The following is a 278-nucleotide window of genomic DNA, read 5'->3' as shown; positions in this document are numbered from 1 at the left end:
GCAGATGTTTGATCGCTGGCGGGAAGTCCCCGGCCTTCAACCAAGCTTCGACGAGGCTGAGACGATAGTAAGGATTGTTAGGCTCTTGCATGGCCGCCCGCTCGAAATACTTGGCGGCCAGCTCGGCGTCGAAATCGACGCCCAGAGTTCCCAGAATGTATAAAGCGAGCGCATGCTCCGGCGTCCTCGCCAAAACGCGATGGCAGAGTTCTTCCGCCTCCGGCAGCCGTTCGGCTTTCTGCAGTTCCAGCGCCTGCCGCAACAACATGTCGTCGGCT

General features: G+C 59.7%; 1 protein-coding gene. It reads right to left on the bottom strand.

Annotation, left to right across the window (positions count from 1 at the left end; genetic code table 11):
- Positions 1-278 (bottom strand): tetratricopeptide repeat protein (locus EN808_RS36100; RefSeq protein WP_245525220.1); only part of this gene is annotated, 278 nt, incomplete at both ends.

Origin of the sequence: Mesorhizobium sp. M8A.F.Ca.ET.165.01.1.1 (genome assembly GCF_004792065.1) — a bacterium.
In the GTDB taxonomy this organism is placed as follows: domain Bacteria; phylum Pseudomonadota; class Alphaproteobacteria; order Rhizobiales; family Rhizobiaceae; genus Mesorhizobium.
Note: the sequence above shows the minus strand (reverse complement) of the source record. Positions and strands in the feature narration are given on the sequence as shown.